Source organism: Vibrio sp. 10N.222.49.C9, assembly GCF_041474985.1.
GTDB lineage: Bacteria > Pseudomonadota > Gammaproteobacteria > Enterobacterales > Vibrionaceae > Vibrio > Vibrio crassostreae_C.
Window position 1 is genome coordinate 1 of the sequence record NZ_JBFRVD010000711.1, and the last position, 345, is coordinate 345.

1 pseudogene is annotated in these 345 nt (G+C 44.3%); it reads right to left on the reverse strand.

Features of this window, described 5'->3' with window-relative positions:
* A pseudogene (locus AB4585_RS25210) lies at positions 1 to 345 on the reverse strand (hypothetical protein); the annotation flags it as partial.

The window sequence follows — 345 nt, forward strand, 5'->3', positions numbered from 1 at the left end:
GCTGTTAGCTGCCATGCATCGGCACCTGACATCAAAGAGACCAATTCTTTTTGGTTATCTTCGATACTTGAAAAGACTTGTTTGCGAATATCGTTAGGCACCGAAATCTGAGTATTCAGTGCGGTAATATCGCTATGGTTCTTGTCGATGTCAGCGGCGATAACCCAAGAGTTTGTCTGATTGCCTTCTAACTTAATTGTTTTATGAATCAGGTAGCTACCACGTTGACCCTTAGTTAAGGTCTCGTCCTGAATTGGCAGCCCTTTTCTAAATGCGGTGATTTGCGAGCTGGTCAGTAGGATCTGATTCGCGTCATCATCAAGGCTGAATACAGTCGTTGCAAGC